This window comes from Roseomonas aerilata DSM 19363, assembly GCF_000711725.1.
Lineage (GTDB): Bacteria > Pseudomonadota > Alphaproteobacteria > Acetobacterales > Acetobacteraceae > Roseomonas > Roseomonas aerilata.
Genome location: NZ_JONP01000010.1, coordinates 1 through 19,746, shown reverse-complemented (window position 1 = coordinate 19,746; position 19,746 = coordinate 1). Strand labels below are relative to the sequence as shown.

Below are 19,746 nucleotides of genomic sequence, written 5' to 3'. Positions count from 1 at the left end.
ACGGTCTTCGTCCGCGGCACTGCAAGTCAAAATGAATTCCATATTGAATGGCATCGATCAGCGGCCCCTCCCGGCCGCCCCCTCCAATCCGTTGTTTCGTTTTCTCCCGTACCCGCGGGTGGCCTGCTGGTTTCCAGAATGCGCCGCAAAATGGTTGCGCTTTCAATGGCGGTCGATGGAACCGCCTCGTTAGCTTCCGCCCATGAGGTCGGCCGGACGATACCGCCGGCTCGGATGTGGGAGCGCGAGATGCTGATTGACCACCTGTCCAGGCCAGCGATGAAGGAGAGTTCGGACCGCCAGGGCATCACCACGCGCACGAGCGTGACGACCATCGGAACCTGCCGCATCGCGGATCCCATCGCGGCGTCCGAGCCGCATCTGCCGATCCGGCGCGACACCACCAACGTCTATGGCTTCGTGCACACCTCGAAGGAGATCCTTCAGCAGCTCGACGTGCTGGAAGGCCGCGAGATCCCGCAGGAACTGGTCCGCTTCCTCGCCTCGGGCACCTACGAGACGCCGGTCGCCCGCGATCCCGCCGATCTCTACATCGTCGAGATCTCCTCGGCGAAGGAGATCCACTTCCAGGGCCATCTGCTGCAGATCAACTGCCTGGACCGCGTCTTCAACGACCGGCGCGAGCTGCTCGAAGCCTTCTTCCGGCACAAATACGAGGCGGAGCGCCCCGCCCGGGCCGAAGCGCTCAACCTCCTCCCCGACTTCCACCTGGCCGATCCGGTGGAGCGCAGCTTCCTGCTCGAAGGCCATGTCCACATCACGAAGCGTGAGGAGCTGGAGGCCGATCTCCTCACCATCGCGGCGCGGCTGCCGGCACCGACCATGTTCGTCTGCCACATCGACGTCGCCGATGGGGGCGGGCGCATGATCGAGAGCCGGTCGCGCCTCTGCAACTGGGTCCGGGAGATCGCCGCCGAGCACGGCCTCGCGCTCTTCGACCCCGCGCCGCAGGTGGTCGCCTATGGCCGTTCCCGCGCCCTGGCGAATGAGGGCCGCGACATCAACCACTACACCACCGAGTTCAAGCCGCTGATCGGCAAGATGCTCTACGAAGCCGCCATGCAGCCGCTGATGCGTACCGGCGGCAATGAACCGGCACCCGTGGCGCCCCCCGCCGCGAAGCCCGAGGTAGCCTACGCGGACTCCATCCGCCTGGAGCGGCCCGCGCCGCGCCCGGCCGCCCCACCCGCCGGCCCGTCCGCCGGCCCGTCCCCTGCGGCGTCTCCCGTGCCGCCCCCGCGCGAGGCCACCACGCCGGCGCCCGCCCTGCCCACCAACGAGGTGCGCTCGGTGGCGCGCGAGGCGAAGGCCCGCATCGCCCGCGGCGACATGGACGAGGCGGAGGTGCTGCTGCGCGGCGCCGTGATGGATCACCCGGGCGCGGCGGAGCTCTTCGGCCTCCTCGGTGCCGTCGCCTACCATCGCGGCGACAACACGGCCGCGCTCGCCGACCTCCAGCGCGCCCTGCACCTCGACCATCGCTGCGTCGAGCCCCGCCTGCTTCTCGTGAAGATCGCCCAGCGGCTGAACCGGCTGGAGGAAGCTTGCGTCCACGCCCTCGAACTCGTGGAGCTGGTGCCGGGGGACCACAAGGCGCTCACCGTCGCCGCGAAGGCGCTCCTCAAGGCCAAGCGCTTCCACGACGCGGCCTCCGTCTGGCGCCGGATCTCCATGCTCCGGCCGGAGCTCTCGGGCCCGCTGGCGGAGATCGCGCGCTGCGAACTGAAGGGCCGCAACCTGGAGGAGGCGGTCAAGGCCGCCGATGCCGCCCTCGGGCGCGATCCCACCGACGTGCTGGCGCTCACCCTGAAGGCCGAGGCACTCCAGCGCCTGAAGCGGATGGATGCCCTCGCCGCCGTGGCGCAGCAGCTCGTGCCGTTCGATCCCTCGGCCGCGATGGCGCTGGTTCCCGCGCTGACGGCCACCGCGCATCACGAGCACGCGGCCGCCGTGATCGCCGCGGTTCGCCGGCAGGGCCACAGCAACGCCTCCGATCCCATCATGCAGGCTGGCCTCATCCGGTCCCTGACCCAGCGCGCGCGGGCCGCCACCGAGCGCGGCGAGACATCGGGCGCCGCTGCCGCCTGGAACGCCATCCGGCTCATCGACCCCGAGAACCGCAAGGCGGTCTCGGGCCTGCGCAAGCTGGTCGCGCCCATCCGCAGCCTCGTGCGCGAGCGCACCCTGGCCGGCGATTTCCCCGGCGCCATCGCCGCCTGCATGGACGGCCTGGCGATCGACCCCGCGGAGGTCCGCCTCATCCGGGAACACGCCAAGCTGCGCGAGCGGCAGGGCGACTGGGCCGAGGCCATGGCGGCGTGGGAAGCGCTGGCCGACAGCGAGGACGGGCGGCCCGAGCTGATCCTCCGTGCCGCGCGGGCCGCCATCAAGGCAGGCGCCATCCTCGACGCGCTGCGGCTCTATGGCGGCCTCCCGGAAGCGGAGCGGCACAAGGTCGCGAGCACGATCGCCTCGCTCAACCGCAAGCTCGTCTCCGCCATGCGCCAGGACTTCACGGCGGGCGACCTGGACAACGCGGTCCTCAAGGCGAAGCTCGTCCTCAGCATCGACGGCCGCAACCTGCCGGCCACCCGGCTGCTCGCGCGCGCGGTGTCCGGCTACCGCAAGCTGTACAAGGTCGCGCTGGCGGAGGGGGACATCGCGGAGCAGGAACGCTTCTCCCGCCGCATCCTCGACATCGATCCGAACCGCACGGACGCGCTCCGTGCCCTGTCGCGCCTGCACGCCGCGGCCAAACGCTCGCGCGAGGCGATCGAGCTGCTGGAACGCCTCACCCAGCTCGAACCGGACGAGCCCCGCAACTGGCACAAGCTCGCCAGCGTCTGCCGCCAGGCACGCCGCTACGACCTCGGCGTGACCGCGGCGCTCAAGGCGGTCGAGCTGGAGCCGGCGAACGCCAAGGGGCTTGAGCGGCTGAGCGACATGCTCAACCGCCAGGCGCTGGCCGCCTGACGCGGGGAAGGGGGATGGGATTCCTCGCTGGTTACGCCGGCGCGGCACCGCCCGCGGCCGCGCCCATGACGGCCGCGAACGAGGTCAGGCGGCGGCTGGCGCACCGCAATGCCGGCAAGGCCCAGTGGTTGCTCGAGGAGCGGGCGCGCGGCCATTCCCTTCTTCTGGCCGGAGACACGCGAACCGGCGCGCGCCACAGCCTCGCCTTCGAGGGCCGGCTGACGAACAGGGAGGAACTTCTCGCCGACCTGCGCGCAGCCGGCGTCGAGCCGGAGGGCACGCGCGACGCGGACGCGGTCCTCGCGGGCTGGGAGACCTGGGACGAGGGGCTGCTGCCCCGCCTCGAAGGCGCCTTCGCCCTCGCGGTTCTCGATGCCGGCACCGGCACCCTGACCCTCGCGCGGGACCGCTTCGGCCAGTCCCCCCTCCTCGTGGCCACCATCGGCGGCGCGGACGGCGCGGTCGCCTTCGCCTCCGAATTGCAGGCCCTGCTCGCCTGGCCCGGGCTCCGGCCCGAGCCGAACCTCGCGGCCCTCTCGGCCATCATCGCCTTCGGGTACTCGCCGCTGGGATGCAGCCCGCTGATGCGCGTGCGCCGCCTCCCGCCAGGTCACCTGATGGTGGTCGGCGCGGACGGCTCGGTGCGGGAGCGGCGCTGGTGGAGCATGCCCGCCACCGGTTCCGAGCCGGCGCGCCCGGCGCGAAGCCTCACGCCCCTCATCATGGCCGCCCTGAAGGAGCAGGGCCTGGACGAGGACGCCGTCACGCCGCGCAGCGGCGAAGGAACCCCCCTGCTGCTCGCCTGCCTGCCCGGCGTGCGGGAGAGCACCGCGGAACTCCCTCCGCCGGACCCGGAACTCATCCAGCGCCTCGTCCTGCACCAGGGCGAACCCATCGCGCCGGACGTCATCCTCCCGGCGCTCGCCGCGGGGGCGGAGGGCGGACTGCTGCTCGCCCCCACGGGCGCGGCCGAGCTGCTGCTCGCCCATCGCCGCTACCGCCTCTTCCACCGCGACCTGGCGAAGCTGCGGGAGGGTTCGGGCACGAAGCCCGCCGACGGGGGCTTCCACGAAGCCCCGCTCTCCGCCCGGGACCTCTGGCACGCCGCCAGCGGCGGGATGCCCGAGGGCGACCGGATGGGCCTGCTCGGCCCGGCACTCCTGCACACGCTCGTCCTCGCCGCCCCGGACCTCTACGGAACGTCCCTCTGCGAGGCCAACCCGGCCTTCCTGATGGCCGAGGCCGCGCGCCTCGACCTCACCATGAGGGTGCCCTCGCGCGAGCTTCCGGCCCTCGACATCGCGGCCAGCCTGACCGGCGCCACCCTCGTCTGCCCCTTCCTGGACAGCCGCCTCTCCGGCCTCCTGCTCGGCCTGCCCGATGCAGCGCGGCGCTGGCTGGTCCAGGGGCGGAGCCCCGTCGAAGCGGACCTCTCCGCCTGGAACCCGATGGCACCCGCCCTGCGCGAGTTCACCGAGGAGACCCTGCTCGGCTCCGCATCCCGCAACCGCCACCTCTTCAGCCAGGGCCGGGTGCCCGCGCTGCTCCGCCGCCACAAGGCCCGCCCGGACCTCGACCCGGCGGTCCTGTGGGCCATGCTCGGCGTGGAACTCTGGTGCCAGGCCTTCCTCGACGGCAACGCCTGGAAGGCGGCCGCCAAGCCCGCCCAGGACGAGATCGCCCCCGCCGCCGTGCGCGAGGCCGCATGAGCACCACCGCGCCCGACCTGGCCACCCGGCTGCGCGACGGGCGCGCCTGCCTGCGCTCCGGCCACAGCGAAGCGGCGGTGGCCCTGCTGCAGGGCGTCGTGGACGCCGCGCCCGAGGCACCGGAAGCGAAGGCGCTGCTCGCCACCGCCCTGGAAGCCAGCGGCAACAAGCACCGCGCGCGCATGCTCTGGCTCGAGATCGGCCGCCAGGCCGGCTCCGGCGGGGATGGACGCCACCTCTGGCGCCTCGGCCGCTACGCCGCGGAGCGCGGAGACCACGCGGAAGCGGAGCGCATGCTCTCCGCCTATCTCGCGGTCTCGCCGGGCGATCTCGCCGCCGCCGAGCTGCTGCTGGAAGCGCGCCTCAGCCTCGCGGAAGGCCCGGTCTCGCGCCGCGCGGTGCTCGAGCAACACGCCGCCGACTGGCCGGAAACCGCCTTCTCCCTGACCCTCGTCGCCACCGAGGCCCAGCGCGCCGGCAACACGGCCGCCGCGCGCGCCACCCTCGACCGTGCCGAGGCGATGTGGAGCAGCTCCATCGCCGCCGCGGTGCGGATCGCCGAAGCCCGCGACGCCCTCGGCCAGCCGGCCGCCGCCATCGCCATGCTGGAACGCGCCATCGCGGTCCACCCGGGCGTCGCGGCACTCTGGCGCACGCGGCTCCGCGTCGCGCAATCGGCCGGCGAGGACAAGGCGGCGCTGCTCGGCATCGCCGCCAGGATCGTCGCGCTGGAGCCGGACAAGGCGGGGCCGCGCGTCGGCCAGGCGCGCCTGATGGCCGGCTTCAAGGACTGGGCGGGCGCCGCTGAGGCGTGGCGCCACGCCCTGACGCTCGACCGCACGGTGGTCGAGCACTGGCGCGGCCTGATGGTGGCCCTCGCCAACCTCGAGCGGAACGCGGCGCTCGAAAAGCTCCTCGAGGAAGCGCGCGTCTATTTCCGGGGCAGGGGGGTCGAGGGGCTGGTCGACCTCGCCGTGCTCGAATCGACCTGCGGCTGGCACGACCGCGCCGCCGCCCTCGCCGCGGGGGTGATGGCCCATCCGCAGACGCGCGGCCGGGCGCGCGAGACCGCCGCCGCCGCGCTCCTCAAGGGCGGCCACTACCAGCGCGCCTGGGGCTACCTCTCCGCCGCCGTGGAGGAGGGCAATGCCGCGCCCGAAACCCTGCGCATGGCGGTGCGCTGCGCCGCGGCTCTCCGCCTCCCGGCCCCCGGTGCCGGCGTCGCGGAGTTCCCGGACACGCTGTTCGAGCGCGCGCTGCTCCATCCGCCCGAGCGGCCCCTCATCTCCCCCACCCCGACCTACATGCTGGTGACCTCGTCCCTCAGCGCCGGCGGCGCGGAAAGGCAGGTGGCGCTCTCCGCCGCAGGCGTCGCGCGGCACCTCGCCGCACGCGGGCTCGGGCGCGGGGTCCTCGTCGGGCTGGACCTGAACCCCGAGAGGGGCCGCTCCACGATGCGCCCGGTCGCCGAGGTTCCGGAGCTGACGATCGAGGACCTCGCGAAGGTGTCGGCGCCAGCGCTGTTCCGCGACATTGCCGCCGCCGAGCCCGCGGCGCGGGCGGCCCTGGAACTCATCGCCGCGCTGCCCGCCGGCATCTCGCGCGACGTCATCAAGCTCTACGACTGCTTCCGCCGCTTCCGCCCGGAACTCGTCCATCTCTGGCAGGACGGCGTCATCACCTCCGGATCGGTGGCGGCGGTCCTGGCCGGCGTGCCGCGCATCGTCGCCTCCACGCGCAACGTCGTCGCCACCGAAACCGACCGGCGCCGCTACCGGCGCTACCTTTCCACGATGTACCTCTCCCTGGCCCGCTGCCCCGGGGCGCATTTCACGGCGAACTCCGGCGCCGGTGCCCAGGACTACGAGCGCTGGCTGGGCATGGCGCCGGGACGGATCCAGGTGATCCGCAACGGCCTCGAACTCCCGGCGGTGCGCGCCCGCGCACCGGCCGCGGCACGGCAGGCCGTCCGCGCGGAACTCGGCCTCGGGCCCGACGATCTCCTCATGGGCGGCACCTTCCGCCTCGCGCCCGCCAAGCGCCCGCATCTCTGGCTCGCCGTCGCGGAACTCGTCGCGGCCCGCGTGCCGCGCAGCCACTTCGTCATCGTGGGCGACGGCGCGCTGCGGGCCGAGCTGGAGGCCCTCATCGCGGAGCGTGGCCTGAGCGGCCGCATGACACTCGCCGGGCGGCGCAGCCCGGTGGAGCCCTGGATCGGCGCGATGGACGTAATGCTCCTCGCGAGCGAGGTCGAAGGCCTGCCCAACGTTCTTCTCGAGGCGCAGGCCCTCGGCGTCCCCGTCGTGACGACGAATGCGGGCGGCTCCGCCGAGGCGGTGCTGGACGGGATCACCGGCGTGCTCGTCCCCACGGACGATGCCGGGCCCCTCGCGGACGCCGTCGCGCGGGTCCTGCGGGACGAACCGATGCGCGCCCGCGCGCGCGTCGGCGCCCCAGCCTTCATCGAGCAGCGTTTCGGCATCGCCAGAATGTTGTCCGACACCCTCGATGCCTATGGCGTAAGCCAACAACCACAGGGGTTCAAACCATGAAGATCGCAATCGTGGGCGCCGGCTATGTCGGCCTCGTCACGGGAGCATGCCTGGCGGATTTCGGGCACAACGTCCGATGCGTCGATATGGACCCCGCCAAGATCGCGGCCTTACAGGCCTCGCGCATCCCGATCTTCGAACCGGGCCTGGAGGAGCTGGTGGCCAGGAACATGGCCGAAGGCCGCCTCGCCTTCGACACCAGCATGGCATGGGCCATCGCCGGCGCGGAGGTGGTGTTCATCGCCGTCGGCACGCCGTCCCGCCGGGGCGACGGCCACGCGGACCTGAGCTACGTCTACCGCGCCGCGCAGGACGTCGCCTCGGAGCTCACCGGCTACGCCGTGATCGTCCTGAAGTCGACGGTTCCCGTGGGCACCGGCGACCAGGTGGAGCGCATCATCCAGGACCAGCGCACCGGCATGCCCTTCGCGGTGGTGTCGAACCCTGAATTCCTGCGTGAAGGCGCCGCGATCGAGGACTTCAAGCGCCCCGACCGCATCGTCATCGGCACCGAGGACGAGTTCGCGCGCGAGGTCATGATGGAGGTCTACCGCCCCCTCTGCCTCAACCAGGCCCCGATCCTGTTCACGGGCCGGCGCACCTCGGAACTCACCAAATACGCCGCGAACGCCTTCCTCGCGACCAAGATCACCTTCATCAACGAGATCGCCGACCTCTGCGAGCGCGTCGGCGGCAACGTGCAGGACGTGGCGCGCGGCATCGGCCTCGACCGCCGCATCGGCAACAAGTTCCTGCACGCCGGCCCCGGCTTCGGCGGCTCCTGCTTCCCCAAGGACCTGAGCGCGCTGATCAAGACCGCCCAGGACTACGGCTCGAACTGCCGCATCGCCGAGGCGGTGGCCAGCGTGAACGACCAGCGCAAGCGCGCGATGGGCCGCAAGATCGTGCAGGCCTGCGGCGGCAGCGTGCGCGGCAAGACCATCGCCCTGCTCGGCCTGACCTTCAAGCCGAACACGGACGACATGCGCGACGCGCCCTCCATCGCCATCGTCACCGCCCTGCAGGATGCCGGCGCCCGGATAAAGGCCTACGATCCCGCCGGACGCGAGCAGGCGGAGGCCGTCCTCCAGGACGTCGAGTATGCCGAAGGCCCCTATGAGGCAGCCCAGGGCGCCGATGCCGTCGTGATGGTAACGGAGTGGGACATGTTCCGGGCCCTCGACCTCGACCGGCTGCGGGTGAGCATGAGGTCGCCCATCCTCGTGGACCTTCGGAACATCTACACGCCCGGAGAAGCCGGCGCGCGCGGCTTCCTCTACACCGGGCTCGGCTGCCCCTCCGAGGTGACCGCGCCCAGCCTGCCGCAGGAATCGCTGCTGGCCCTGCCATGATCCGCCCGCGCTCCGCGCTGGCGCTGCTCCTCCTCCTGTCACCGCAGGCGGGGGCGCAGCCGGCCGGAGCGCGGGACTTCCTCGATCGCGCCGAGGCGCGCGCGGCCACGCTGCCGGCCCCGGCCACATGCCGGCAGCCGGTGGCCGACGCCGCCGGGATCGTCCGCGAGAACCCGCTTCCATCGCGGGTCCCGGGCGAGGCCCGCGGCACCACGGGCGGGCTCGGCCACCGCCTCCTCCTCGTGCGCGACACCGCGGAGGGCGACGCATCGACGGCCGGCACCATCCGCTGGGCGGTCGAGAAGGCCCGCCAGGAAGGCGGCGGCTGGATCGCCTTCGCGCCGGAACTCGCCGGGAGAACGATAAACCTCAGCCGGGGCATCCGCCTCCCCTCGAACACCACCGTCGACGGCGGGTGCGAGGGCGTCGTCCTGCACGCCCCCGCCTACCAGACAAGCCTCCTCGTGCAGAACGTCCAGAACGTCCTCGTCGCCGGGATCCGCTTCACCAAGTCCGACTACTCGGAGCCCGATACGAGGATCGCGGATGCCATAGGCCTGCGCGGCCGCTTCGACCGGGTCGCCCTGCTCAACAACCACTTCTCCCGCTGCGGCGACGGATGCATCGACGTCGTGAGAAGCGAGGTGACCACCGACCCCGGCAGGGTCTCCATCGCCTTCAACCGCATCGAATCGCACAACAAGGTCATGCTGTTCGGCGTGCTGACATGCACCGCCAGGCAATGGATACCCGAGTGCGCCCAGCCGCTCGACCACCTGGCCGGCAGAATGCGGCCCATGATCCGCGTGAGCCTCGTCGCCAACGTGTTCCTCCTCACCGGCCAGCGCCACCCGAAGGCCGATGCCGGAGCCTTCGTGCACTCTGTGAACAACCTCACGGTCCTCGCCCCCACCACATACTCGGACGGACGCAGCGGCGCTGCCTACGGCGCCGCGGCCGCGAGCGGAGGCCTGATCGCCAGCGAGGGCGACATCCTCGTCAACCCAACCGCCCAAGCCCGCCTCGGCCTCGGCCCCGTCTCCGCGATGAGAAGGGCAGGGGACGCCTCGACGGAGGCCGATGGCGCCGTCGCCGCGACCGCCACCAGCCTGGTGGGGCGCCTGCGCGTCGTCCAGCACGCCCCCGCCCTTGCTCTCGCCGAATTGGCGGCGGAGGGAACCCCGATCCCCGTCGTCGATCCCACCCAGGACCCAACCCAACTCGCCGCGTGCCTGCTGCGCTTCGCCGGCCCGCAAGGCGCGGCATCGCCCTGGCCCGGCATCTGCGCCGCGCGCTAGGGACCAAGTTCGATCCCAATCTGGATCAAACACTGCGTGATTGCAGGGGGGACGAGCCATAACCTCGCCCCATGAAGAGCAGCGATCGACACGGCGGTTCGGTCTCCGTCCCCCAGCGGCAACGGCAACCGGGCTTCATGGAGGCACTTGCCCGCCGCGCACAGATGTCGGGCGCGCTCCTGCTGCGGGAGGCGAAGACACAGTCCGGCCGAAGCCGCATCGGCTACCTGTGGGCCCTTATCGAGCCGCTGTCGCACGTCGCCGTCATGTGCGTCGTGTACTGGGCCATCAACCGCCGGGCGCCCGTCGGCCCGAGCGTCGTGCTCTTCTTCATCACGGGCGTCCTGCCCTTCTTCCTCTTCCACAAGGTCGCGCTGCAGGTCGGCGGCGCGGTGCGCGGAAGCCAGAAGGTCCTGCGCATGCCCTTCGTCTCGCCACTCGACATGATCGTGGCGCGCGCCGTGCTGGCGGGGCTGACCTGGGTCGTGGTCATCTCCATCCTCGTCGTCCTCCTGCTGGCAATGGAGGTGATGGAACCCCCGGTCTCGCCGGAAACGGCGGTGCTTGCCGCGCTCCTGACCTTCGCGCTGGGGCTGGGCGTCGGGCTCGTCAACGCCACGGCCATGTCGCTCTGGAGTTCCTGGGTTCACATCTACGGCGTGCTGACCCGCCCGCTCTACATCTTCTCCGGGATCTTCTTCTCGGTCGACCGCATCCCGAGCAACCTCCAGTACTGGCTGTCCTGGAACCCCGTGCTCCACGCGGTGCAGTGGTTCCGCACCGGCTTCCGTTCCGACTACAGCACCCCCGTCCTCGACCGGACCTATCTCATCAGCTGGGTGCTGGCTTCCCTGCTGCTGGGCCTCAGCATGCTCCGCGCGGCCCGTCCGCGGCTGGCCTACACATGATAGAACTCCGCAACGTCTCGAAGGCCTACGGCCACGGGTCGAACCGCCATGTCGTGTGCGACGCCCTCTCCGCCGTCTTCGACGGCAGCGCCGCCGTCGGGATCCTCGGCGCGAACGGCAGCGGGAAGTCGAGCCTGCTCCGGATGATCGGCGGCATGGAACTGCCCGACCGGGGACAGATCATAAGGTCGTGCCGGGTATCCTTCCCGCTCGGATACAGCGGCGGCTTCCACCCGACCCTCTCCGCACGGGAGAACGTGCAGTTCATCGCCCGGCTCTACGGCGCGGATCCGGTCGAGATCACCCGCTTCGTGCGGGACTTCGCCGAGATTGGCTCCCATTTCGACCGGCCCCTGCTGACCTACTCGAACACGATGCGCGCCCGCGTGACCTTCGCGATGTCCATCGCCATCGAGTTCGACGTCTACCTCATCGACGAGGTCAGCTCCGTGGGCGACGTCGGATTCAAGCGCAAATGCCTTGCCGCCCTGGCCGAAAGGCGGCGGCACGCCGGACTGATCATGGCCTCGCAGAGCGCCGCCAACGTGCGCCGCTTCTGCGACACCGTCGTGATCCTCGATTGCGGGCAGCTTCACGCCTTCCATTCGGCCGATGAAGCCGCCGACGCCTACCAGAACCGGATTGCGGTGACCGATGCCTGATCTCCATATCCGCGAGCCCGAAGCGAAGCAGCCGGGCCTGCCAGCCGCCCCACCCGGTCGTCCGGACAGGCCGGTCCTGGCCGGCCTCACCCTCCCGCACTTCCCCGTCGAGCAGCGAAGAAGCCACGGCGTGCTCTGGTCCTTCCTGCTGGTCGTCGTGCTGCCGACGCTGCTGGCCTCCGTCTACTTCAATTGGATCGTCACGCCGCAATACGTCACGAAGGCGGTGGTGGCGCTCCGCATCGGCGACTCCCAGCGAGGCGATGGGGGCGGGCCCTCGTCGCTGGTCGCCGCCCTCGGCCCCTCGACCTCGGCCGCGCCGGTGACGCAGTCATACGGGATCGTGGACTACATCCACTCCGTCCCGGCCATGGAGGACGTCCAGAAGGCCGGTCTCGATGTCCGCTCCATCCTGACGAGCACCAAGGCAGACCCGATCGTCCGCCTCCGCCCCGACTCCTCGACCGAGGCCCTGTTCGATGCCTGGCGGTCACACGTCAAGGCGCAGTTCGAGCTGTCGCGCGGCGTCCTCACCATCAGCACGCGCGCCTTCACGGCCACGGAATCCCTCGCCCTCGCGGAGGCCGTGCTGGCGAGCAGCGAGCGGCTCGCCAACGACATGTCGCAACGCGTCATCGCGGACTCGATGCGCCTTGCCGAGCAGCAGGTCGAAACCGCGCGCGGGCGCTTCAACGCGGCGCTGTCCGAGATGCAGAGCTTCCGCACGACCTCCGGCGTGCTCGACCCGAGCAAGGCCTCGGCCTCCGGCACGGCGATCGAGCTGCAACTGCGCCAGGATCTCGCGGTGGCGGACGCGCAGGCCGAAGCCCTCCGCGCGGGGTCCGGCCCGGGCAGCCCGATGTACGCCGCCGCGGCGGCGCGCGCCCGCGCCCTGCGCGCGCAACTGGCCGATGCGGGCAGCCAGTCCAGCCGAAGCGCCGGCGACCGGAGCAGCAGCTCCTGGGCCGAGATCCTCTCGCAGAACGAGGCGCTCACCGCGGCGCTCCGGATCGCCGAGCAGTACTTCACCCAGGCCCTGGGGCTGGCCCAGGCCGCCCGGATGGAGGCGGCACGCCAGCGGAGCTACGTCGTGACCTATGTCCGGCCGGTGCTCGCAAGCGAGGCGAGCTACCCCAACGCCACCCTCTCGATCCTCCTGGTGGCCGGCAGCGCCCTGATCGCCTGGGCGATGGCCACCCTGCTCTACCACGCAATCCTCGATCGGACGTGAAAGCCATGCACCTCAACCCAGTGCGCTTCTTCGTGACGGGAACGGCGGGGTTCATCGGGTTCCACCTCGCCCGGCGTCTCCTGCAGGACGGACACTTCGTGGCCGGCTTCGACGGCATGACCGACTACTACGACGTGTCGCTCAAGCAGCGCCGCCACGCGCTGCTGCACGAGTTCCCGCGCTTCACCTCCTGCGAGGCGATGCTGGAGGACGAGGCCGCCCTGAACGAGATGCTCGACGCCGCGAACCCGGACGTCATGATCCACCTCGCCGCCCAGGCCGGCGTGCGCTACAGCCTCGAGAACCCGCGCGCCTACATCAACGCGAACCTCGTCGGCACCTTCAACGTGCTGGAGGGGGCAAGGCAGCGCGGCGTCGGCCACCTGCTGATGGCCTCCACCTCCTCCGTCTACGGCGCGAACACGGAGCTGCCCTTCGCCGAGCACCACCGCACGGCCCATCCCCTGACGCTCTACGCCGCGACGAAGGAGGCGACGGAGGGAATGGCCCATTCCTACTCGCACCTCTGGGGCATCCCGACGACGGTCTTCCGCTTCTTCACGGTCTATGGCCCCTGGGGACGCCCCGACATGGCCCTGTTCAAATTCACCGACGCCGCGATCGCGGGAAAGCCGCTGGACGTCTTCAACTACGGCCGCATGCAGCGCGACTTCACCTATGTGGACGACCTTGTCGAAGCCGTTGTCCGCCTCACCGAACTGCCTCCACGGGTGGAGACGGATACGCCGGCCTGCCAGAGCAAGTCCGCGCCCTTCCGCATCGTCAACATCGGCAACAACCAGCCCGTGGAGCTGATCGACCTCATCGAGGCGGTCGAGGAAGCCACCGGATGCGACACGGTGCGGAACTACCTGCCGATGCAGGCAGGCGATGTTCCCCGGACATGGGCCGACACCTCGGCCCTGGCGGAACTGACGGGCTTCGTCCCCAACACGCCCGTCCGGAAGGGAGTGGCCGCCTTCGTCGACTGGTACCGCGACCATTACGGCGTCTGACGCGCCATGGACGGCAACGATAGCTCCCTGCTTGATCTCGACTATGCGGGGGCCGATGAGGCCGATCCGGTGAGCGCCGCGGTCGCCCGCGGCATCGGAACGCAGCCTGCTCCATCGAGCACCGTCAGCATGGCGGAATCCTGGGTGTCCCGGCCCGACGCATCGGCGGTGCTGGACGACGTCCTCCGGCTGATAGCGCGCTACCCGACGACGGAGCGGCTGCAGGTCCTGGCGCTCCGCCTGCTGGAGCGGCTGCGGGAGCGGCAGGACACGATCGGCTCATGGCGGGCGCTGCTGCAACGCTTCCCGCGCAATCACGACGCGATGCTGGTGACGCTGCGCTGGATCCTGAGGAACGACGGCCCCGGGCCCGCCGCCGTCGAACTCGCACGGCACTTCCCGGAACCGCCCACGCTGCCCGCGGACACCCTCCTCCTCGCTCGCGCCCTGGAGGAAATCGGGGAAGCCCGCCTCGCGGATGCCGCCTTCGACCGCCTCGTCCGCTCGCACCCGGCATACGAGATGGGCTGGCTGATACGGGCGCAGGTCGAGGAACGACGCGGGCACCCCTGGGCCGCCCGCGACGTCATCGACCAGGGCGCGCAACGGCTCGGACCAAGGCCGCGCCTCCTGGCCGCCTCGGCGCGCATCGCATCCGACCTGGCCGTGCTGGACGGCGTCGTGCGGCACGAGGGGAACGGCCACGCCGGCAGCGCCGTCCTCGCCTCCCTCATCCAGCGCGCCGCGCAGGGCCGGACGGCACCTCCTCCCTTCCAGGACTCGGTGGGCGACGTGGTGATGGTCGGCGCGTCCCTCGGCGCGGGCGGCGCGGAACGCCAGATGGTCACCTCCGCCGTCGGCCTGCACGGGGCACACCTGGAGCGGAGACGGATCGGCGGGCACAACCTGGGCCAGGTCCGCGTGATCTGCCGTTCCACCGAAGCCCGGCCGGGCGGCGCCTTCTTCCTGCCCGTCCTGGAGCGGCACGGCGTCGGGCTGTGGTCCTACGCCGTCATGCCCGAGCACCATCTCTCCGGGGAGCTGACGGAACTTCTCCGCTTCCTCTCCCCCCGCGTGGCCGAGGCAACGGCACGGCTGACGCGCGGGCTCCAGGCGATGGCGCCGTCCGTTGTCCACCTCTGGCAGGACGGAACCATCCTTGCCTGCTCGCTGGCCGCCCTCCTCGCCGGCGTCCCGCGCATCGTGCTGTCCGTGCGAACCGCGCCGCCACCGGACCGGCCGGGGCGGGACAGCCCCGAATACGCATCGCTCTACCCGCTGCTCGCATCCATTCCCGGCGTGACCTGGACCTCCAACTCGCGCTTCGCGGCGGCCCGCTACGCGGGGTACATCGGCATGGACCCTGACAGCATCCGGGTGGTGCCGAACGGCATCGCGCCGCTCTCCCCGAAGGGAAGCTCCGCGGCACGGGCGCTGATGGCCGCCTTCGACGCGGCCTGCGGTCCCGGCCTGACCGTCGGGGCCGTCATGCGCTTCGACGAGAACAAGCGGCCCCTGGAATTCATCGATTTCGCGGCCACCCTCCTCGCCAGGCGCCCCGACGCAAGATTCATCCTCATCGGCGACGGCCCGCTGCGCGGCCAGGCCGAGGAGAAGGCAGCGCGCCTCGGCGGCCGCGTCCTGTTCACCGGGCGATCCACCGAGGTCGGCTACTGGCTCTCCCAGATGGATTGCCTCGTGCTCCTCTCGCGCTTCGAGGGAATGCCCAACGTCGTGCTCGAGGCCCAGCTCGCCGGCGTCCCCGCCGTCGCAACACCAGCGGGCGGCACGCCGGAAGCGATCCTTCACGGCAAGACAGGCTTCCTCCTGGAGAGCGCCGAGACGGTGCGGTCCGAGGAGATCGCCGAACGGGTGCTCCAGGTGATGGAGGCGGGCGGCCGCGCCGGCCCGATGTCGCGGGCGGCGAAGCGTTTCGTCACGGACCATTTCTCGGTCGATCGGATGCTGGAAGGAACGGTGGAAAGCTATGCGCGGTAGAAGATTCGTCAGGCTGTTGTTCTGCTTCGTGCTCATCATGCCACTGGCAGCCTGCGGACTCACCGCGCGGAACGGACCGAGCTATTCGGCCATTCTTTCAGCCCCGCCCAATGAGCGGATCTACGACGTCATCGAGATCTCGGCATCCACGATCCGCCCCTACGCCCTCGCCGCACGCTCCCGCATCGACGTCACCGGTGCGAGCACGCGGCCGGACCAGTTCGGCATCGCGCCCGGGGACGTCCTCAACATCGTGATCTTCGAGCGCAGCGACGGCGGCCTCTTCGCGCCCGCCTCCACCGGCGGCAGCAACTTCCCCGGGGTCCGGGTGGACGAGGGCGGGGCGGTCACGCTTCCCTATGCCGGGCGCGTCCAGGTCGCCCGATTATCCCTCGCCCAGGCCGCGGCACGCATCACCGGAGCCCTGACGGGCACGGCCGTCGACCCGCGCGTGCATGTCCAGCTCGCCAGCAGCACCCATCACTCCGTGCTGGTGTCGGGCGAGGTGCGGACACCCGGGCGCGTGACGCTGCTGGACGGCCCGCTCACGGTTCTCGACGCGGTGGCGCGTGCCGGCGGCCCCACGCAGCCCGCCCAGGCGCTGGATGCCGTCATCTACAACCAGCAGGCACCGCCCCGCCGCCTGCCCTACCTCGAACTCCTGTCGCAGCCCTCCCTTCGCCTCTCGGCCGGCGATCAGGTGATCCTGGAACCCAACGAGAAGCGCCTGCTGGTCATGGGCTCCGTGCTGCGGCCAGGGCTGCAGACGATGACCTTCTCCCGCATGAGCATGCTGGACGCGCTGGGATCGGCCGGCGGGTTGAACGATCGCACGGCGGATCCGGCCGGCGTCTTCGTCTTCCGCCCCACCGGCGGGACGGCGGCGCAGCCTGCCGTGTTCCACCTCGATATGTCACGCGGCGAATCCATGCTGCTGGCGCATAGCTTCGCCGTGCAACCGAACGATATCCTCTACGTCACGAACGCACCCATCTGGGAGGCGCAGAAGGTCGTCGCCCCCTTCATCAGCGTCCTCTCCCTGTCGACCTCCGCCGCCACCATCGGTGGGCTCTAGCACCCGGCGCCGCCTCCCGCCGCTTCCGATCCAGCCCGGACCGGAAGCGGCGGAGGCGCGACAGGCACCGCCCGATCTCATCCCTTTTGAGCGGCGTTTCTGGAGCGGATTGCGATGTCCGGCCGGCTCCCAAACTGCGACGATGCGGGAATGATCGATCGCAACGGCCGTGCAGCGGGCATGCCCAGCAGCTGGAACATCCCGGCCGTCGCGCGAATGCCTGTTCATCATCAGGGGAGCTGGCGAGAGGCGAAGATGCTGGTCGGGAGCACCCACGGCTGATGCCGGGTCGGGCTGAACACAGCCTGCGGGCCCTTTCGCAAGCGTCTTCCGCCCCGAAGGCGGAAGCCGCGGAGCGATGCTTCTCGCCGCAGCCACACCGGGCGCCAGGGATACGGAAATGAGCACCATCTACGTTTCAGCCACCGCGGCGAACGGCATTCCCGCAGGCAACGACACGACCGGCGATGGCTCGCGGGAGCGTCCCTGGGCAACGATCGACAAGGCAAACGCCGTCGCGGCGAACGGAGACACCGTCCTCCTGAACGACGGCGTCTACTCCCCGGCCAAGACGCTGGTCATCTCGAACTCCGTCACCTGGCTTCCCGTCACCGACTACGGCGCCACCATCCGCGGCGTGTCGGGCCAGTCCCGGGTGATCGGGATCTCCGAGGACAACGGCGGCACGGTCACCTTCGGCAAGATCATCATCGACGGGATCAACGCGAACGCCGCCCTCATCACGGTCAACGACCAGGCAACAGCCTATACCCTCCACCTGGACGGCACGAAGCTGGTCAATCCCGTCAGCTACGGCATCCAGGGGGTCAGCACCGGCACTCACGCGCACCTCGACCTGGAGAACGTGCAGTTCTCCGGCTCCACCGCCCTCTCGATGATCAACGTGCAGGCCCTGATAGAGGGCTCTGTCTCCATCACCGGCGGAACGGTGAACCTTCCGGGCGTCGCGCGCTCCGGCTTCGGCGGCATCGCCACCATCAACGCCGACGGCAACGACGTCCCGGTCGTGATCTCGGGCGTGACGGCCAACCTGAACGCGGCGGGGGCCAGCGGGATCTACTACGGCATCCGCCTGACCGACGTGGCGCATCCGCTGATCGAGCACAACGACATCACGCAGACCGGCACCACGAGCGACCAGATCGGCACGACGATCCTCGTCACCGTCGATCCGGACACCCCCTACGACGCCTCGAACGGGGTGATCCGGTACAACACGCTCCGCAACTTCATCGACGGAGACGCGAGCAAGCTCATCCTCGTCGGCGCCGACTCAGACCCGGGCGCCATCGCGCGGAACCACGTCAACAACTACCAGATCTACGGGAATACCGGCATCGGCGATACCGGTTCGGAAGGGTCGAAGCTGCACGGCATTCTCGTCGGCTGGCAGAACGGCGCCCAGGTCTACGACAACAGCATGGACTACACGGATCTCGCCTATGTCCTGAAGGGCATGTCGGGCGAGACCCTCGTCTTCGACAACACCGATACGCACACCTCCGGCAAGAGCCTCTATCAGAAGGGCGGAACCGGCGTTCAGTTCCTCTACAACACAAGCTACCAGGACGGCGGCTACAACCCCGACATCATCAATATCGGCGACCTGTCCGACAGCGCCTACAACGCCAGCAACGCCACGATCATCGGCAACACGGTGGCCTTCACCGGCACCCCCGACTCCTTCCTCGCCGTCAGCCCGGGCTCGAGCACGACGAGCATCGCCGGCAACGAGTATTACGCCGCGGCCGGGAACGCCAGCTCGGCCTGGCTCTACAAGGGCACGAGCTACAAGACCATCGATGCCTGGAAGGCGGCCGCGGAGAGCAGCGCGACCTACGGCCCCGGGGCGACGATCGGCCAGGGCGCCATCCTCGGCGCCGTCAGCGTGTCCGGCCAGGAGCTGAAGCTGATCGGCATGGTGAACGGGGTCCAGACCTACTACATCGACTTCGTCACCGGCACGGCCTCCCAGGCCACCTTCGCCATCGGCAACCTCGGCGCCGAGGGCGCCGCCACCATCTCGGGCCTGGTAGATGCCGACCTCACCGGCAACGGCAGCGCCAGCCTCAGCGGAACGGGCCTCGTCGACCGGAGCTACGGCCCGCTCGCGGGCGGCGACGTCCTGACCTTCAGCGTATCCTACGACGGGCTCAGCGCACTCGGCGGCATGGCGCTCCACGTCTACGGCAACTACACCAACACCCGCCCGATCGATATCATCTTCGGCGGCGCCATCCCGGTCGCGCCGAGCACCGGCAACGACACCATCAGCGCCACCGACCAGGACAACACCATCTACGCGCTCGCCGGCAACGATACCGTCAATGGCGCGGAGGGGGACGACACCGTCTGGGCCGGCGCGGGCGACGACAGGATCATCGGCGGCGCCGGCGACGACTGGATCTCCGGCGAGGGCGGGACCGACACCGCCGTCTTCTCCGCCGCACGCGAGGACGTCACGGTCTCCCGCGGCGCCGACGGGTCGATCGTCGTCACCTCGTCCGAAGGCACGGACACGCTCATCGACGTCGAGTTCTTCACCTTTGCCGGCACGACCTTCACGCCGGCCGAGCTCACCGCCAGCCGCCTGGCGCTCTCCGGCCCGCTGACCCAGGCGGAAGGAAACAGCGGCAGCACCGCCTTTGCCTACACGGTCACCCGCACGGGCGACCTCAGCGGCACCAGCACCGCCCAGTGGTCCGTCACCGGCAGCGGCAGCAACGCCGCCAATGCCGCGGACTTCGGCGGCACCCTGCCCAGCGGCACCGTGTCCTTCGCCGCCGGCGAGGCGAGCAAGACCATCACGGTCAGCGTCGCCGGCGACGCCCTGGCCGAGACCGACGAGACCTTCACCCTCACGCTGGCCTCGCCCTCGTCCGGAACCACCATCACCACGGCCACGGCCACGGGCACCATCCAGAACGACG

At 70.6% G+C, this 19,746-nt stretch carries 12 protein-coding genes; all 12 read left to right on the top strand.

Features of this window, described 5'->3' with window-relative positions; translation table 11 throughout:
* The first annotated feature begins 249 nt into the window (after nt 1-249).
* A complete protein-coding gene (locus BO39_RS13095; protein ID WP_156963674.1) occupies nt 250-2,994 on the top strand; it encodes a tetratricopeptide repeat protein in 2,745 nt (914 codons plus the stop codon).
* 14 nt (nt 2,995-3,008) lie between these two features.
* On the top strand, nt 3,009-4,703 hold the full coding sequence (locus BO39_RS13090) for an asparagine synthetase B family protein (protein ID WP_043833955.1): 1,695 nt from the start codon (nt 3,009-3,011) through the stop codon (nt 4,701-4,703).
* Entirely contained in the window at nt 4,700-7,255 is a 2,556-nt protein-coding gene (locus tag BO39_RS13085) for a glycosyltransferase (protein WP_052402047.1), read from the top strand. The genes BO39_RS13090 and BO39_RS13085 overlap by 4 nt, the downstream gene beginning before the upstream one ends.
* Complete coding sequence (locus BO39_RS13080) at nt 7,252-8,607, top strand: UDP-glucose dehydrogenase family protein (protein ID WP_052402046.1); 1,356 nt, start codon at nt 7,252-7,254, stop codon at nt 8,605-8,607. Before BO39_RS13085 ends, BO39_RS13080 begins: the two co-directional genes overlap by 4 nt.
* Nucleotides 8,604-9,905, top strand: a complete 1,302-nt coding sequence (locus tag BO39_RS13075; protein WP_052402045.1) for a polysaccharide lyase domain-containing protein — start codon at nt 8,604-8,606, stop codon at nt 9,903-9,905. The genes BO39_RS13080 and BO39_RS13075 overlap by 4 nt, the downstream gene beginning before the upstream one ends.
* 137 nt (nt 9,906-10,042) lie before the next feature.
* The gene (locus BO39_RS13070) at nt 10,043-10,813 is read left to right on the top strand and encodes an ABC transporter permease (RefSeq protein WP_043833953.1); all 771 of its coding nucleotides are present in this window, start codon (nt 10,043-10,045) and stop codon (nt 10,811-10,813) included.
* A complete protein-coding gene (locus tag BO39_RS13065) occupies nt 10,810-11,475 on the top strand; it encodes an ABC transporter ATP-binding protein (RefSeq protein ID WP_043833950.1) in 666 nt (221 codons plus the stop codon). Before BO39_RS13070 ends, BO39_RS13065 begins: the two co-directional genes overlap by 4 nt.
* Entirely contained in the window at nt 11,468-12,706 is a 1,239-nt protein-coding gene (locus BO39_RS13060) for a KpsE/RkpR family capsule polysaccharide export protein (protein ID WP_043833948.1), read from the top strand. The genes BO39_RS13065 and BO39_RS13060 overlap by 8 nt, the downstream gene beginning before the upstream one ends.
* A gap of 20 nt (nt 12,707-12,726) precedes the next feature.
* The gene (locus BO39_RS13055) at nt 12,727-13,722 is read left to right on the top strand and encodes an NAD-dependent epimerase/dehydratase family protein (protein ID WP_084698105.1); all 996 of its coding nucleotides are present in this window, start codon (nt 12,727-12,729) and stop codon (nt 13,720-13,722) included.
* 6 nt (nt 13,723-13,728) lie between these two features.
* Nucleotides 13,729-15,720: a glycosyltransferase gene (locus BO39_RS13050; RefSeq protein WP_052402043.1), complete on the top strand. Its 1,992-nt coding sequence runs from the start codon at nt 13,729-13,731 to the stop codon at nt 15,718-15,720.
* Nucleotides 15,710-16,795 carry a polysaccharide biosynthesis/export family protein gene (locus tag BO39_RS13045; protein WP_043833944.1) on the top strand — a complete coding sequence of 362 codons (1,086 nt, stop codon included), beginning with the start codon at nt 15,710-15,712 and terminating at the stop codon, nt 16,793-16,795. The genes BO39_RS13050 and BO39_RS13045 overlap by 11 nt, the downstream gene beginning before the upstream one ends.
* Nucleotides 16,796-17,195: 400 nt before the next feature.
* Nucleotides 17,196-19,746: Calx-beta domain-containing protein (locus tag BO39_RS13040; protein ID WP_043833943.1), on the top strand; the 2,551-nt coding region annotated here is incomplete at its 3' end.

Bases quoted from the DNA above. Each gene is read 5' to 3' on its own strand.
- BO39_RS13095 (WP_156963674.1), top strand. From the start codon at position 250: ATGCTGATTGACCACCTGTCCAGGCCAGCGATGAAGGAGAGTTCGGAC.
- BO39_RS13090 (WP_043833955.1), top strand. From the start codon at position 3,009: ATGGGATTCCTCGCTGGTTACGCCGGCGCGGCACCGCCCGCGGCCGCG.
- BO39_RS13085 (WP_052402047.1), top strand. From the start codon at position 4,700: ATGAGCACCACCGCGCCCGACCTGGCCACCCGGCTGCGCGACGGGCGC.
- BO39_RS13080 (WP_052402046.1), top strand. From the start codon at position 7,252: ATGAAGATCGCAATCGTGGGCGCCGGCTATGTCGGCCTCGTCACGGGA.
- BO39_RS13075 (WP_052402045.1), top strand. From the start codon at position 8,604: ATGATCCGCCCGCGCTCCGCGCTGGCGCTGCTCCTCCTCCTGTCACCG.
- BO39_RS13070 (WP_043833953.1), top strand. From the start codon at position 10,043: ATGGAGGCACTTGCCCGCCGCGCACAGATGTCGGGCGCGCTCCTGCTG.
- BO39_RS13065 (WP_043833950.1), top strand. From the start codon at position 10,810: ATGATAGAACTCCGCAACGTCTCGAAGGCCTACGGCCACGGGTCGAAC.
- BO39_RS13060 (WP_043833948.1), top strand. From the start codon at position 11,468: ATGCCTGATCTCCATATCCGCGAGCCCGAAGCGAAGCAGCCGGGCCTG.
- BO39_RS13050 (WP_052402043.1), top strand. From the start codon at position 13,729: ATGGACGGCAACGATAGCTCCCTGCTTGATCTCGACTATGCGGGGGCC.
- BO39_RS13045 (WP_043833944.1), top strand. From the start codon at position 15,710: ATGCGCGGTAGAAGATTCGTCAGGCTGTTGTTCTGCTTCGTGCTCATC.